The sequence below is a fragment of the Aequorivita sublithincola DSM 14238 genome, from assembly GCF_000265385.1.
Taxonomy (GTDB): domain Bacteria; phylum Bacteroidota; class Bacteroidia; order Flavobacteriales; family Flavobacteriaceae; genus Aequorivita; species Aequorivita sublithincola.
The window spans coordinates 1127653-1142349 of the sequence record NC_018013.1 but is presented as its reverse complement, the minus strand read 5'-3'; the positions used below and the strand labels follow the sequence as shown (position 1 = coordinate 1142349).

Here is a 14697-nt window from a genome sequence, read left to right as displayed (position 1 = left end):
AAAAGCAGTAATTTAGTGCAAAATGTCTATTCCTTGGAAAATCAATCCTCCATTTCAATATATAATGCCGCAGCTGGAAGCGGGAAAACCTATACGCTGGTTAAAGAATATTTGAAACAAATCCTGTCTTCAAAACAAGACGATTATTTCAAACATCTTTTGGCAATTACGTTTACCAACAAAGCAGTTGCCGAAATGAAGCAACGTATCGTGGAAACCTTGGTCAATTTTTCAGAAGAAAAAAGTGTGGCCGAGCCCTTATCAATGATGCTCGATATCGCCAAAGAAACCACCATGAGCATTGAAGAAATTCAAAAGCGCTCCAAAAAAATTCTAAAAAATTTACTTCATAATTATGCGGCATTCAGCGTCGAAACCATCGATAGATTCAATCATCGCCTCATCCGCACCTTTGCGCGGGATTTAAAACTGGCAACTAATTTTGAAGTAACTCTAGATACTCCAGAATTATTAGCGGAAGCCGTGGATTTATTGTTAAGCAAAGCGGGCGAAAACAAGGAAATAACCAAAGTACTGCTGGATTTTGCTTTAGATAAAACGGATGATGATAAATCTTGGGATATTTCTCGAGACATTGCCAATGCTGCCAAATTGCTTTACAACGAAAATGACTCAGACCACGTTTCAGTTTTAAAAGAGAAATCGCTTCAAGATTTCCTAGAATTCAAAAAGCAGTTGCTGCTTAAAAAGAAGAAATTTTCTGAGGATATTGAAAACATTGCTTCACAAACGCTTCAACTTATTGATGAAGCTGGTTTGCAACATTCAGATTTTATGAGAAGCACATTGCCAAACCATTTCTTAAAAATTAAAGCTGGTAATTATGATGCTTATGGAAACAAACTTCGAGAAAATCTAGAAGAAGGAAAAGGACTTTATAAAGTAAAAGAAGACGCGTTTATTATAGAAACGATTGATGGTTTAATACCAAAGCTGTTTTCAAATTATATTGAAATAAAGGAGAAAGTAAATAAATTCAGCCTTTACGATTCTATTTTAAAAAACATAACGCCGCTTTCAGTAATAAACTTGGTAAATCACGAAATTGAAACCATAAAAGAAGAGAAGAACATCTTGCCAATTTCAGAATTCAATTCACTTATAAACAAAGAAATAAAAAATCAGCCAGCTCCGTTCATTTACGAACGTTTGGGCGAAAAATACCGTCACTTTTTTATTGATGAATTTCAGGATACTTCAAAGTTACAGTGGGAAAACTTGATTCCGTTAATTGATAACGCTCTATCGCAGGAAATTGATCCAGAATCCGGAAGCCTTTTGTTGGTAGGCGATGCCAAACAATCCATCTATCGTTGGCGCGGCGGTTTGCCGGAACAGTTTATGGATTTGTATGGAACAGGCAATCCTTTTCAGCGTGAAAAAGAGCTATTTCCTTTAGCTACCAATTATAGAAGTTGTGAAGAAATCGTCAACTTCAACAATGATTTTTTCACTTTTGTTTCTACTTATTTTGCAAATGAAGGCCATACAAAATTATATGAAGATGGTAACAAGCAAAATAGCAACGCTAAAAAAGATGGCTATATAAAATTTGTATTCATCGAAAAACAGAAAAAAACTGAAAATGACGAAGTCTATGCGAATCTAGTTTACGAAACAATTAAAAGTGTAAAAAACAACGGTTTTTCAGAAAGTGATATTTGTATTTTAACTAGAAAAAAGGCAGATGGAATAGCGCTTGGCGCTTTTTTAATGGAACTAGGCGTTCCTGTAATTTCTTCGGAAACCTTGCTGCTTCACTCTTCCGCTTTGGTCCAAATTCTGGTATTTTCACTTCAGGTCTGTTTGTACCCAAATAATGACGAAGCCAAAATTCAGCTGTTGGATTTGCTTCACGACCATTTAAATATTTCAGAAGAAAAGCACACATTCTTCATAAAATTTCTAAATATTTCTGAAGCAAAATTCAGTGAAAATTTAAAGGAATATGACGTCGATTTCGTCTTTGCAGAAATGCGTTCCGTTTCACTTTATGAAGCTTTTGAATATTGTATTGAAAAATTTAAAATTGCTGAGTTTGCAGACGCTTATCTTTTCGGTTTTATGGATTTAGTTTATGAATTTGAACAAAAACCACAAGCAGATAAAATTTCATTCTTAGACCATTGGGAAACAAAAAAGGAAAGCGCCTCCATTCCCGCAAGCGAAGGCACGAACGCCGTTCAGTTGATGACCATTCACAAAGCGAAGGGCTTGGAATTTCCGGCAGTGATTTTTCCGTTTGCAGATATTCAATTGTTCGATGGTAGGTATGACAAACTTTGGTATCCTTTGGAAAATGAAGACTTCACTTTTAAAGAAGCCCAAGTAAATTTTAAATCAGAAATTGCAAATTACAGTGAAGTCGGCGAAAAAATGCACAATGACCACCGGAGCCAATTGGAGTTGGATGCTCTTAATTTATTGTACGTTACTTTAACCCGCGCGGTTGAAAAACTCTACGTTTTTGCAGAAATGCCAACCGAACCGAAAGACGGAACTCCTTCAACCTACAATCATCTTTTCATGGAATTTTTGAAACATAAAGGAAAGTGGAATAACGACCAAATGGTCTATGAATTCGGGAAGGATTTAAAGAAGATTTCAAAAGAAAAGGAAGTTGTGCCGCAAACTATACCTATATATGTATCTAGCAATCCAAAAAAGCACGGCCTTAAAATAGTTTCTTCAGAAGAAATTTATCTTGAGGAAGATACTTTCGCTGCAATTACGGCAGGAAATCTACTTCACGAAACCATGGCTCAAATTTATAAGGAAGCCGATGCTGAAAACATTTTGATGGAATTGGAAGCACGGGCAATTATTCCGAAGGAAGAATATGAAATTTTAAGAAAAACGGTCAATCAAATCATTAGTCATCCAGAACTGAAAAAGTTGTTTGATGGCACTGACAAGGTTTATAATGAACGGAGCATCATCACAAAAAATGGATCAGTTTTACGGCCAGATAGAATAAACAGTAATTCAGAAAATACTGTGGTTATCATTGATTATAAAACAGGAGGTCATAATATTTGGCATAGCGATCAGTTGATGGATTATGCAAATGCCTTGGAAGATATGGGTTTTATAGTTTCAGAAAAAATGCTTATCTATAGCAAAGAGGGCGAAATAGTAATAAATAAAGTTTAATTTTGACGCTTCTTAAAAAGACAACTATGTACGGAAAAATAAAGGAACATCTACAAAAGGAACTCGAAGATATAAAGGATAATGGACTTTATAAAACAGAGCGCATTATTACCTCACCGCAGGGTGCCGAAATCACGATTTCTACAGGTCAAAAAGTTTTAAACTTTTGTGCAAACAACTATTTAGGGCTTTCTGCTAATAAAGAAGTAATTCAAGCCGCCAAAGACGCAATGGATACCCATGGCTTTGGTATGTCGTCTGTCCGATTTATTTGCGGAACACAGGATATTCATAAAACATTGGAGCAAAAAATTGCCGATTTTTACGGAACCGAAGATACTATTCTCTATGCAGCCGCTTTTGATGCCAATGGAGGTGTTTTTGAACCTTTATTAGGCGAAGAAGATGCAATTATTTCAGATTCCTTAAATCACGCTTCGATTATTGATGGAGTGCGTTTGTGTAAAGCAGCGCGCTATCGCTATGAAAATAGCAATATGGAAGATTTGGAAAAGCAGCTTATAGCTGCTAATAAAAAAGGCACCCGATTTAAAATTATAGTTACAGACGGTGTATTTTCTATGGACGGTTTGGTAGCGCCACTTGATAAAATTTGTGATTTAGCAGATAAATATGACGCAATGGTCATGATAGACGAATGTCACGCTACAGGTTTCATCGGGGAAACAGGACGAGGCACTTTGGAAGAAAAAGATGTTATGGGCCGTATAGACATTATAACAGGAACTCTAGGAAAGGCAATGGGAGGTGCAATGGGCGGCTATACCACGGGAAAAAAAGAAATTATTGAGTTGTTGCGTCAACGTTCCCGACCGTATTTATTTTCAAACTCTTTGGCGCCTGCAATAGTTGGTGCTTCAATTAAGGTTTTTGAAATGCTTTCAGACGATACTACGCTAAGAGATAAACTTCAAGAAAACACAGCTTACTTCAAAAAAGGAATGAAAGCAGCGGGATTTGATATTATAGACGGAGATTCCGCCATAGTTCCTGTAATGCTCTACGATGCCAAGCTTTCGCAAGAAATGGCAAATATGTTATTAGAGGAAGGAATATATGTAATCGGCTTCTTTTTTCCAGTGGTTCCGAAAGGAAAGGCGCGGATTCGTGTGCAGCTTTCCGCAGCCCACACTAAGGAGCATTTAGACAAGGCTATAAACGCCTTTATTAAGATTGGAAAAAAATTGGAGGTTATTAATCAATAAATCCTTTATTTCCGTATCAATAGCACCCACTTTAGGAAAATTTTATTAGATTTGCTTTTGTTTATAATATTTAACAACTTACTTTTGCCTTTAATTAACACTTAAAAATTAAACAATCGAATATGAAACATCTTAACAGATTATTAGTTGTTGCCATTTTATTCTTAGGAGTAGGTGTGGCAAACGCGCAAGACGAAAACAATCCTTGGGCTGTTGAAGTTGGTGCAAACGCTGTTGACGTTTACCCAGCTGGTCTTAATGAGGATCAATTACGTGTCTCCGCTGCTTCAAGAGGAGATATCTTTGACGAGTATTTTAACGCAAATGACCACTGGAACATCTTGCCATCAGTATCTAGACTTGCTATAAGCAGATATATTGGTAGCGGATTTGTATTTACTGCAGCAGGTTCTATCAACCGAATTGACAAATTAGGTGATGTTGCTGTTAACGACCTTAGCTACTACGGTGCTGATGGTGAAATTAAATACAGCTTCAGAAATGCATTAAACGGTCCTGGTGGATGGTTTGATCCTTCTATTGGAGTTGGTGGTGGTTACACTTGGGTAGATGATATCGGCTTTGGTACTGCTAACGCACTTGCTGGAGTTAAATTTTGGTTTACTGACAATATTGCTCTTAACCTACAATCAACTTACAAGCATGCATTTGAGGATTCTTATGGAATTACTCACTTCCAACACTCTGCGGGTATCGTATTCCAATTTGGTGGAAAAGATACTGACGGTGACGGAATCTACGATAAAGATGACGAATGTCCAGAAACTCCAGGTTTAGCCGAATTCAACGGTTGTCCTGATACAGATGGTGATGGCATCGAAGATAGAAACGATGCTTGTCCTAACACTCCAGGTCTTGCTGAATTTAACGGTTGTCCTGATACAGATGGTGACGGTATCGCTGATCCACAAGATGAATGTCCTACTGTAGCTGGTTTAGCTGCTCTTAACGGATGTCCAGATGCTGACGGTGATGGTATCGCTGATAAAGATGATGCTTGTCCAAACGAAGCTGGTCCAAAAGCCAACAATGGTTGTCCTTACAAAGACAGAGATGGTGATGGCGTTCTTGACAAAGATGATCAGTGTCCAGATGTTGCTGGTACTGTAGCCAACAAAGGTTGTCCAGAAGTTTCTGTAGAAATCATCAAGCAATTGAACGAATACTCTAAAACTATCTTGTTTGATTATGACAAAGCAACTATTAGAAAAGAATCTTATTCTGCACTTCAAAGTATTGCAGACATAATGAAAGAATATCCTAACGCCAACTTCTTGGTGGAAGGACATACTGATAGCCGTGGTAGTGATGCTTACAATATGAAGCTTTCTAAGGAAAGAGCTGCTTCTGTAAGAGATTACCTAACAACAATCGGTATGGAGTCTTCAAGATTGACTTCAGAAGGTTTTGGTGAAGAAAGACCAATTGCAACAAACAATACTGCAGCTGGAAGACAACAAAACCGTCGTGTTGAAATTTCATTAGTGAAATAATTCCAACAGATAAGTTTTAAATAAATATTTTTGAAACGCCTCCGATTTTCGGAGGCGTTTCTTATTTTTAGGCTATGGTAACATTCATTCAAGAAACCCTCGCCGATATTAAAAAATCCTTCTCAGATCTTTCTGAAATTACATTCGTGCTGCCTAGTAAAAGAGCTGGTGGTTTTCTTATGAATGAATTAAAGAAGGAAAGTTCAAAAACACAATTTGCCCCAATAATTTGTAGTATTGAGGAATTGGTAGAAGAGCTTTCCAATCTCAAAATAATAGATAACACAGAGTTACTCTTCAAAAGCTATGAGGCCTATTTAAAAACTGCTGCAATCATTGCTAAAGATGATTTTGAAACCTATTCCACTTGGGCAACGACCTTACTCAATGATTTTAATGAAATTGATAGATATCTGGTTGAACCCAAACCATTTTTCAGCTATTTGGCCAATATCAAAACTCTGGAACGCTGGGGCGTAAAAGATGAAAAGACAGAGCTAATCAATAACTACCTTAAGTTTTGGGAAAGTTTGCCATCATTTTATGAAAATATACAAACCTTACTGCTAAACGAGAATATTGGCTATCAGGGAATGGTTTACCGTGAAGCGGCTTCAAACCTTGAACATTATATTACTTCTGAAAAAAATAAAAAGCATATTTTTATAGGTTTTAACGCCTTAAATACAGCCGAGCAACACATAATTCAGGAACTACTTGAAACTGGAGGCACAAAGGTTTATTGGGATACTGACCTATCTTTTTATGAAGACACAAAACACAGTGCGTCCTATTTCATAAGAAAGTACATCGCAGAATGGAACTATTTTCAAAACGAAAAACCTAAATTCATTTCAGAAAATTTTGAAAAGCCTAAAAACTTTCAGTTTGTTGAGGTTCAAAAGAATGTAGGACAAGCAAAATATGTGGGCGAGCTTCTCGCATCTCTTTCCGAGGAAGAAATTAGTAAAACCGCAATCGTCTTGGGCGATGAAAATCTGCTGGTTCCATTAATCTATTCTTTACCAGAAAACGTAAAAAGCTTGAATATTACAATGGGAGTTTCATTAAAGAATTTTCCAGCTGTTGTGTTTTTTGAATTGCTTTTTGCCATTCATCTTCAAAGTACGGAAACCTTCTATTATAAGGACATTCTTTCAGTTTTAAATCATCCTTTGGGAACCAAATTAGTGCCCAATACAAGTGAAGTTTCACTTAGTTTAACTCGAGGAAACATTACACATATCTCTTCAAAGGACTTAACAGCACTTTCGGATAACTCTGAAAATAGTATGCTTTTGCTTCTTTTTGAAGATTGGAAGGATAATAGTAAAACTGCAATTGAAACGTCGCTGAAAATTCTTGAGGTACTTCTTAAAAAGCATAAATCCAGTTCTGTTGAAAGCGCCGTACTACATCAGCTGAATAAGGTTTTCAGTAAAATAGAAGCGCTGGATCAGAAGTATCCATATCTGCAATCCATCAAAAGTGTAGGTACTCTTTTTGCAGAATTAACTTCAACTACCTCGTTAGATTTTGAAGGCGACGCCTACAGCGGTCTACAACTGATGGGAGTTTTGGAAACTCGTGTTCTTGATTTTGAAAATGTAATAATCACATCCGTCAATGAAGGTATTTTTCCTTCAGGCAAGTCCAATGCTTCCTTTATTACTTATGATTTAAAACAACACTTCAAACTTCCACTATATACTGAAAAAGACGCCATTTATACCTATCACTTTTATAGGTTATTGCAACGCGCAAACAACGTTATACTTCTTTACAACAGTCACTCAGAAGGTATAAACACAGGCGAAAAAAGCCGGTTTATCAGACAATTGGAAATTGATAAACAACCAAACCATATTATAGAGAAACGTATTCTTTCACCAAAAGTTCAGATAAAAGCACAAGGTTTAAAACAAATTGAAAAAACGGGAGCAGTTATGCAGCGCATTCGTGAAATTGCCGAAAAAGGCTTTTCACCTTCTGCATTGACGAGTTATATTCGTAATCCATTAGATTTTTACTTTCAGAAAATTTTGAGGTTAAACCAATTTGAAGAAGTAGAGGAAACCGTCGCAGCAAATACATTAGGAACCATTGTTCACGATACGCTGGAAACTTTTTACGTGCCTTTGGAAGGAACTCTTTTATCCATCCAAAACTTAAAGGATATGAAAGTTGAAATACACGATGAAGTAACTAAACAATTTAAAATAACCTTCAAAGGCGGAACTTTTAACAAAGGTAAAAACCTAATTATTTTTGAAGTGGCGAAGCGTTACATTTCCAACTTTCTCGATAGGGAAATTGCGGATGTTGAAGCAGGAAATGATATCAAAATAATTAAAATTGAAACCAATCTCACTTTTGATGTTCCAATTCAAGAGTTGGATTTTCCTGTAAAAATCCACGGAAAAGTTGATAGAGTTGATGAATATAATGGCCAACTTCGCATCATTGATTATAAAACGGGTTCGGTAAATCAAGGTGATGTTGAATTAATAGAATGGGAAGAATTAACTCAAGATTACAAATTCAGCAAAGCTTTTCAGGTTCTAGCTTATGCTTTGATGATGAACGGAGAAATTCCTATAAACAATGCTGAAGCTGGGATTATTTCGTTTAAAAATTTAGGAAGTGGTTTTCTCAAATTTGGCACGAAAACATCCGCATATAGTAAAAGAGATCAACAAATAACCTCAGTTACTTTAGAAACGTTTACGGTGGAATTAAAGAAATTAATTCTCGAAATTTGCGACCCAAACATTCCATTCATTGAAAAAGAAATAGCGTAATGATAATTAGAAAAAACGAAATTCTCACTTCCGATAATAAAAAGCCAATCCTTTATGATGTCTATTATAACGAAACTGAACAGCCGCAACCCGTTGTAATTTTTTGTCACGGCTACAAGGGGTTCAAAGATTGGGGCGCTTGGCATTTAGTGGCCGAAGCCTTTGCCAAAGCTGGTTTTTGCTTTTTGAAATTTAATTTTTCACATAACGGAGGAACTGTAAAAGAACCCATAGATTTTCCAGATTTGGAAGCTTTTGCGGAAAATAATTTCAGTTTAGAACTTGATGATCTTGATAGAATTCTAAATGAAATTGAAAAAGGAAACAATAATCTGCCTAAGAAAATTTCAACAATTTTCTTAATTGGTCACAGTCGTGGTGGTGGAATCGTTCTAATTAAAGCTGAAGAAGACAAACGAATTCAAAAAGTGATTACCTGGGCCAGTGTAAGCGATTTTAGAGCAAGATTTCAAGAGGGAACTGACTCATTTAACACTTGGAAAGAAACAGGCGTTACACACGTTGAAAACAGCCGCACGAAGCAAATGTTACCGCACAATTTTCAATTCTATTTAGATTTTAAGGAAAATGAAGATCGGTTTACAATTAGCCGAGCCGTAAAAAACTTAAAAATTTCGCAACTTATCGTTCATGGAAGTGAAGATCCAACCGTTTCATTAAAAGAAGGCAAAGCAATCCATTCGTGGAATTCAAAAAGCGAGTTGAAAATTATTGATGGTGCAGACCACGTTTTTAATGCAAAACATCCTTGGGAAGAAAATAACTTACCAAAACTTCTTGAAGAGACGGTTGCAGCTACAATTGACTTTCTGAAATAAAAAAAACCATCGTAAAATCGATGGTTTTTGTGGAGAATACCGGAGTCGAACCGGTGACCTCTTGCCTGCCAGGCAAGCGCTCTAGCCAGCTGAGCTAATCCCCCAAGGGATTATTTAGAGTGCGAAAATACTAATTTTTTTTATTTGGCAACATGGAATTTTCCAAAATGAATTTTATTCCTGTACGGGAAGCACTAATAACGGTTTACTAGTGTGAAATTCGCGTTTATGAATCTCGTTCTTCTCCCAAAGTCTTTTAAAGAAACCACGTTTTCTTCTAATAACACAAAGCATGTCTGGGTGAAAATGCTGAAAATGTTCTATTACTGCCTGAAATGTGGTTGCAGCTTCAACCTGTGCGTAAGAGGTTTGTAAACTTTTTAAGTTTTCGGTCACTTCCATCATTTCTGGCGTGGTTTCTGGAGTTTCAACGTGAAGTATGTGAACTTCGGTTCCGAAACTACTTTTGAACTGACGCAAAGCTTCCAGCAATTCATCGTGCTCAAAAGTTCCATTTTTAAAAGCCATCAACATCGTTTTTGGCGCTTGAAATTTTGCTCCTTCAGGAACCACAAGAATAGGAATATTGGTTTGTTTCACTAATTTACCTGAAGTTTTTCCAAGATAAACTTCTTCCTTAATAGAATTGCTTCGTGGTGGAAGCACCATCAAATCAATTGGAATTTGTTTATTAATTCGGTTTATGCCTTCTAAAACTTCACCTTTTATAGGATGAGCAACTACGGAAACTCCCTTTTTGTCAACCATAGCTAAAACCTCTTCCAGCCTATTTTCAGAATCTTCCTTTAAAATGGTATTCACTTTTGAAAGTCCGCCCACTTTTGATAATTCCTGAAAAACAGAAACCACAAAAACATTGGCAGATATTTCTCTGGCCAAATCAATGGCGTACTGTAAGTTACTTGCCGAATTTTCCGAAGACCCAACGGGCACCAAAATATTTTTCATAGTCTTAAACTTCTATTTATTTGAGTACAAAATTAACCTTAATTATCGTTCTTTCCACAATTCTTTAACATTTCAGGTGAATTTCAAATATTAAAGATCATTCCAGTCTAATGTCTTTTTGCTTTTTCCGTAGTTTTGTTCTTTCAAAAAGTTAATGACCGACATTTCATTTAAACGAATCCAGCAACTCGCCATTCCAGCCATAATCTCAGGAATAGCAGAGCCCGTACTATCCGCGACCGATGCGGCAGTTGTAGGAAATATTAAGGAATTTGGAATTGAATCACTTGCAGCGGTAGGCATTGTTGGTGCATTTCTTTCGGCGCTGATTTGGATTTTGGGGCAAACACGTAGCGCCATTTCGGCCATTGTTTCGCAAAACTTAGGTGCTGGAAAAATTAGCCAACTCAATAATTTTCCAGCACAGGCAATCTATTTCAATATAGTGTTGAGCATTATCCTGCTGTTTTCAACTTATTTTTTTGTTGAAGAAATCTTTAAACTACTCAATGCGGAAGGGATGATTCTTTCTTTTAGCATAGATTATTACAACATTCGCGTCTGGGGTTTTCCGCTTACACTTTTCACATTTGCGGTTTTTGGACTTTTTCGAGGGCTTCAAAATACTTTTTGGCCCATGATTATCGCAGCTATTGGCGCCGCATTAAATATTGGACTCGATTTTGCTTTGGTCTACGGAATTGAAGGCTATATATTACCAATGGGAATTAAGGGCGCCGCATGGGCTAGTCTTATCTCGCAAGCTGTTATGGCTTTGCTGGCTCTGGTTTTTCTTTTGAAAAAAACTGACATCTCCCTAAAACTGAAATTCCCATTACATCCCGAAATTGGACGATTGGTAAATATGAGTTTTAATCTATTTCTACGCTCCTTGGCTTTAAACACCGCATTAATACTAGCAACTCGTGAAGCAGCGGATTTAGGAAAAGAATACATCGCCGCACACACAATTGCTTTCAATATCTGGATTTTTACCGCCTTTTTTATTGATGGTTACGGTGCTGCCGGAAATATTCTTGGTGGAAAATTATTGGGCGAGCGCAATTACAGTGCGCTGTGGAAACTCACTAAGAAAGTGAATCTATATAATTTAGGCGTCGCCGCACTTTTAGTTTTAATTGGATTGCTGCTTTATAAACCTTTGGGAATTCTCTTCAATAAAGATGAAATGGTGCTCTCTATCTTCTACGGCATGTTTTTTATGGTGCTTATTTGTTTGCCTTTTAATGCCCTTGCTTTCACATTGGACTCTATTTTTAAAGGTTTAGGCGAAATGAGTTATCTTCGAAACGTGCTTTTGGGCGCAACTATTTTCGGCTTTATTCCGGTGCTTTATTTTTCAAAATATATGGATTGGGGTTTGAAGGGAATTTGGGCTGCGCTCATTGTTTGGGTAGCCTACCGAGCGGTTGCACTTATGATTAAATTCCGAAGAAAATACATTCCGCTCATAGAAAATTAATACTTTTACTGAACACTGAACACTGAACACTGAACACTGAACACTGAACACTGAACACTGAACACTGAACACCTAATTATGGATTGGTTAAAATTTATCGGCGGCCCTGGCCTGTTTTTAATATTGGCGGTTTTGGTTATCGCAGTAGTAGTTTATCAAAAAATGAAGAAGAAGTAGTTTCTTCGGAATTGCTTCTTTTCAAAAATGAATTGTTGTGAAAACACTTTTAGAAATCTTCAAGAATAATCCTGAATTACAGGAAAATCCTTCGGTTAAGGAACTTGTTTCAGAATATGAAGTAGTCTGCGATGCACTGATAGATTTGCAACAAGTTTCAGAAATGAGTAAGGAGAAGTATCTAAAAATCCTACTGCGCGAAATCCGTGAAAGTACTTCAATGGAACTAAAACGCGATCTGGAAGCGGAACGTTTTGGCGAAAGTGAAAGTGTAAACTTCAAAAATGCTGTGGAAAATCTTCAGGATTATATTGCCAAATATTGTCACGACCATAAAATTTATCTGTAGTTTTTAGAAACTAGTTAACGTGTTTTCAGCCAACCCGTAATGCTCATGCGTTCTGAAGCCTTTACAGCTTTCACTTCGTGTTCCAAAATTTGGCTTTCAAAAATAACCAATCGTCCTGGAAGTGGTAAAATATTGATCGCGTCTTTATCGGTATAAATGGTTAGTTCGCCGCCGTTTTCGCATAGCCAGTTTTCTTCGTTTAAATAGCAAACAATAGAAAGTTTTCGGCGATCGTCATTCTGAAAAGTATCTAAATGACGCTTGTAAAACGTTCCAGTTGGGTAAATGGCATAATGAAATTCTTTATGAAGAATTCCTAAAAAACACGTGCTGTTTAAGTAAGTAACCAATTCACTTATTTTTTTGAAGAAAATCAATTCAGCTTCATTTGCGTTGTTTTCGTCCATCCAAAGAATAAAATCACCACGTATGGTTTTATCTACTTCTTCATTTGTTCGGTTGCCGATGGCAGATTTTTTGAAACGGTCTGCTTCGTATTTCGCAAGCAACGAATTGCGTAAAACTTCTACTTCTTCCGAAGAAAAAAAATCATTCACAATACTGTATTGCTGCTGAAGCAAATTAGATATAATGGTTTCAAACAGGGGGTTTTCAATAAATTCCAGTTGTTCAAATAGTTCATCGGTCATTGTCGGGGCATTTAAGGAAGTGAGCAAATATAGGTTAGAAACAGGCTTGTTTAACAAACTAAAAAAACCACGCTTGCTTTGGGTTAAAAGAACGCCATCTTTTGCTCATTGGGACGGTATGTTTCAATCAAGAAAACGGCACCTTTTTTTCAAATACAGCAAACCAAATCGTGGGCGAAGAAAATTGTATCTTTGTCGCCCAACTTTATCTTATGAACCAGATACGCATCACCAAGATTTTTTCTTTTGAAACTGGCCACGCTCTATATGGCTATGACGGCAAATGTAGAAACGTGCACGGACACAGTTACAAGCTTTCGGTAACAGTAATCGGGAAGCCTATAGAAGACAACACCAACGTGAAATTTGGGATGGTTATTGATTTTAGCGATCTCAAAAAAATTGTAAAGGAAGAAATTGTAGATGTTTTTGATCACGCTACAGTTTTTAATAAAAATACGCCTCACGTAGAATTGGCGAAGGAATTGAGCGATCGCGGACATAGTGTGCTTTTGGTAGATTACCAACCTACCAGTGAAATGATGGTAATAGATTTTTCTGAAAAAATAAAGAAGCATTTGCCAAAAAACATTCAACTTCATTCCCTAAAACTTCAAGAAACCGATAGCAGCTATGCGCAGTGGTTTGCGGGAGATAATTAATTTACATTTTCACCCTGAGCGCTCCCAATAGTTATCGGAACGAAGGGTCTTTTTCTCTATCTTTGAATATGCAAATTCCACAAGGCAAAAAAATATACTTTTCCAGCGATAACCATCTTGGCGCACCCACTATGGCTGAAAGCATGCCGCGCGAAAAGATTTTTGTGAAATGGTTAGACAGTATTAAACACGATGCCGAAGTTATCTTCTTGCTAGGCGACCTTTTCGATTTTTGGTTTGAATATAAAACGGTGGTGCCTAAAGGATTTGTGCGGACTTTAGGAAAACTAGCAGAACTACGCGACAGTGGCATTCAAATTCACTTTTTTGTAGGTAACCACGATTTGTGGATGCACGATTATTTTGAAAAGGAACTAAATATTCCCGTATATCACAATCCAAAGGAGTTCGAGTTCAACAACAAACACTTCTTTATTGGTCACGGCGATGGGAAAGGACCAGGCGATAAAGGTTATAAAAGAATGAAGAAGGTTTTTACGAATTCATTTTTTCAATGGCTTTTCCGATGGTTACATCCAGATATTGGCGTGCGTGTGGCGCAGCATCTCTCGGTTAAAAACAAATTGATTTCTGGTGACGATGACAAGCAATTTTTAGGTGAAGAGCAGGAATGGCTTGCGCAATATTCAAAGCGAAAACTGGAAACTAAGCATTTTGACTATTTCATCTTCGGCCATCGCCATTTGCCAATGGAAATAAAAGTTGGTGAAAATTCAACCTACTATAATCTCGGGGATTGGATAAACCATTATACTTATGGGGTTTTTGATGGTGATACTTTTCAATTGAAAACTTTTCCTACTGACCAGTAATTGAATTGCGCGCGATAAAT

Annotated in this window: 11 protein-coding genes and 1 tRNA gene; 9 read left to right on the top strand and 3 right to left on the bottom strand. The window is 36.9% G+C overall.

The features are described from left to right. Window positions 1-33 precede the first annotated feature (33 nt). The 5 genes from AEQSU_RS05300 (at window position 34) to AEQSU_RS05280 (ending at window position 9554) form a co-directional block, all read left to right on the top strand. The gene (locus AEQSU_RS05300; protein ID WP_042491671.1) at window positions 34-3174 is read left to right on the top strand and encodes a UvrD-helicase domain-containing protein; all 3141 of its coding nucleotides are present in this window, start codon (window positions 34-36) and stop codon (window positions 3172-3174) included. A gap of 26 nt (window positions 3175-3200) precedes the next feature. Next, window positions 3201-4400 (top strand): glycine C-acetyltransferase, encoded by a 1200-nt coding sequence (gene kbl, locus AEQSU_RS05295; RefSeq protein WP_014781826.1) that lies wholly within the window; start codon window positions 3201-3203, stop codon window positions 4398-4400. 122 nt (window positions 4401-4522) lie between these two features. Then, entirely contained in the window at window positions 4523-5914 is a 1392-nt protein-coding gene (locus tag AEQSU_RS05290) for an OmpA family protein (protein WP_014781825.1), read from the top strand. A gap of 74 nt (window positions 5915-5988) precedes the next feature. Next, window positions 5989-8715, top strand: a complete 2727-nt coding sequence (locus tag AEQSU_RS05285) for a PD-(D/E)XK nuclease family protein (RefSeq protein WP_014781824.1) — start codon at window positions 5989-5991, stop codon at window positions 8713-8715. Then, entirely contained in the window at window positions 8715-9554 is an 840-nt protein-coding gene (locus AEQSU_RS05280; protein ID WP_014781823.1) for an alpha/beta hydrolase family protein, read from the top strand. The genes AEQSU_RS05285 and AEQSU_RS05280 overlap by 1 nt, the downstream gene beginning before the upstream one ends. A gap of 30 nt (window positions 9555-9584) precedes the next feature. Here AEQSU_RS05280 and AEQSU_RS05275 read toward each other — a convergent pair. Beyond that, window positions 9585-9658 (bottom strand) — tRNA-Ala (locus tag AEQSU_RS05275). Between the two features lie 70 nt (window positions 9659-9728). Then, window positions 9729-10523 carry a universal stress protein gene (locus AEQSU_RS05270; RefSeq protein ID WP_014781822.1) on the bottom strand — a complete coding sequence of 265 codons (795 nt, stop codon included), beginning with the start codon at window positions 10521-10523 and terminating at the stop codon, window positions 9729-9731. 154 nt (window positions 10524-10677) lie between these two features. Here AEQSU_RS05270 and AEQSU_RS05265 point away from each other — a divergent pair, with 154 nt between their 5' ends. Next, window positions 10678-12006: an MATE family efflux transporter gene (locus AEQSU_RS05265; RefSeq protein WP_014781821.1), complete on the top strand. Its 1329-nt coding sequence runs from the start codon at window positions 10678-10680 to the stop codon at window positions 12004-12006. A gap of 214 nt (window positions 12007-12220) precedes the next feature. Beyond that, window positions 12221-12532 carry a hypothetical protein gene (locus AEQSU_RS05260; protein ID WP_014781820.1) on the top strand — a complete coding sequence of 104 codons (312 nt, stop codon included), beginning with the start codon at window positions 12221-12223 and terminating at the stop codon, window positions 12530-12532. Between the two features lie 14 nt (window positions 12533-12546). Here AEQSU_RS05260 and AEQSU_RS05255 read toward each other — a convergent pair whose 3' ends face one another. Next, a complete protein-coding gene (locus AEQSU_RS05255; protein ID WP_014781819.1) occupies window positions 12547-13182 on the bottom strand; it encodes a 2OG-Fe(II) oxygenase in 636 nt (211 codons plus the stop codon). Between the two features lie 212 nt (window positions 13183-13394). On the opposite strand from AEQSU_RS05255, the gene AEQSU_RS05250 reads away from it, so the two are divergent. Next, entirely contained in the window at window positions 13395-13844 is a 450-nt protein-coding gene (locus AEQSU_RS05250; RefSeq protein WP_042492327.1) for a 6-pyruvoyl trahydropterin synthase family protein, read from the top strand. 68 nt (window positions 13845-13912) lie between these two features. After that, window positions 13913-14677 (top strand): UDP-2,3-diacylglucosamine diphosphatase, encoded by a 765-nt coding sequence (locus AEQSU_RS05245; RefSeq protein ID WP_014781817.1) that lies wholly within the window; start codon window positions 13913-13915, stop codon window positions 14675-14677. Window positions 14678-14697 lie beyond the last annotated feature (20 nt).

Excerpts from the sequence above, each read along its gene's own strand:
- AEQSU_RS05290 (WP_014781825.1), top strand. The coding sequence starts at position 4,523 with ATGAAACATCTTAACAGATTATTAGTTGTTGCCATTTTATTCTTAGGA.
- AEQSU_RS05280 (WP_014781823.1), top strand. The coding sequence starts at position 8,715 with ATGATAATTAGAAAAAACGAAATTCTCACTTCCGATAATAAAAAGCCA.
- AEQSU_RS05245 (WP_014781817.1), top strand. The coding sequence starts at position 13,913 with ATGCAAATTCCACAAGGCAAAAAAATATACTTTTCCAGCGATAACCAT.
- AEQSU_RS05255 (WP_014781819.1), bottom strand. The coding sequence starts at position 13,182 with ATGACCGATGAACTATTTGAACAACTGGAATTTATTGAAAACCCCCTG.
- AEQSU_RS05250 (WP_042492327.1), top strand. The coding sequence starts at position 13,395 with ATGAACCAGATACGCATCACCAAGATTTTTTCTTTTGAAACTGGCCAC.
- AEQSU_RS05270 (WP_014781822.1), bottom strand. The coding sequence starts at position 10,523 with ATGAAAAATATTTTGGTGCCCGTTGGGTCTTCGGAAAATTCGGCAAGT.
- kbl (WP_014781826.1), top strand. The coding sequence starts at position 3,201 with ATGTACGGAAAAATAAAGGAACATCTACAAAAGGAACTCGAAGATATA.
- AEQSU_RS05265 (WP_014781821.1), top strand. The coding sequence starts at position 10,678 with ATGACCGACATTTCATTTAAACGAATCCAGCAACTCGCCATTCCAGCC.
- AEQSU_RS05285 (WP_014781824.1), top strand. The coding sequence starts at position 5,989 with ATGGTAACATTCATTCAAGAAACCCTCGCCGATATTAAAAAATCCTTC.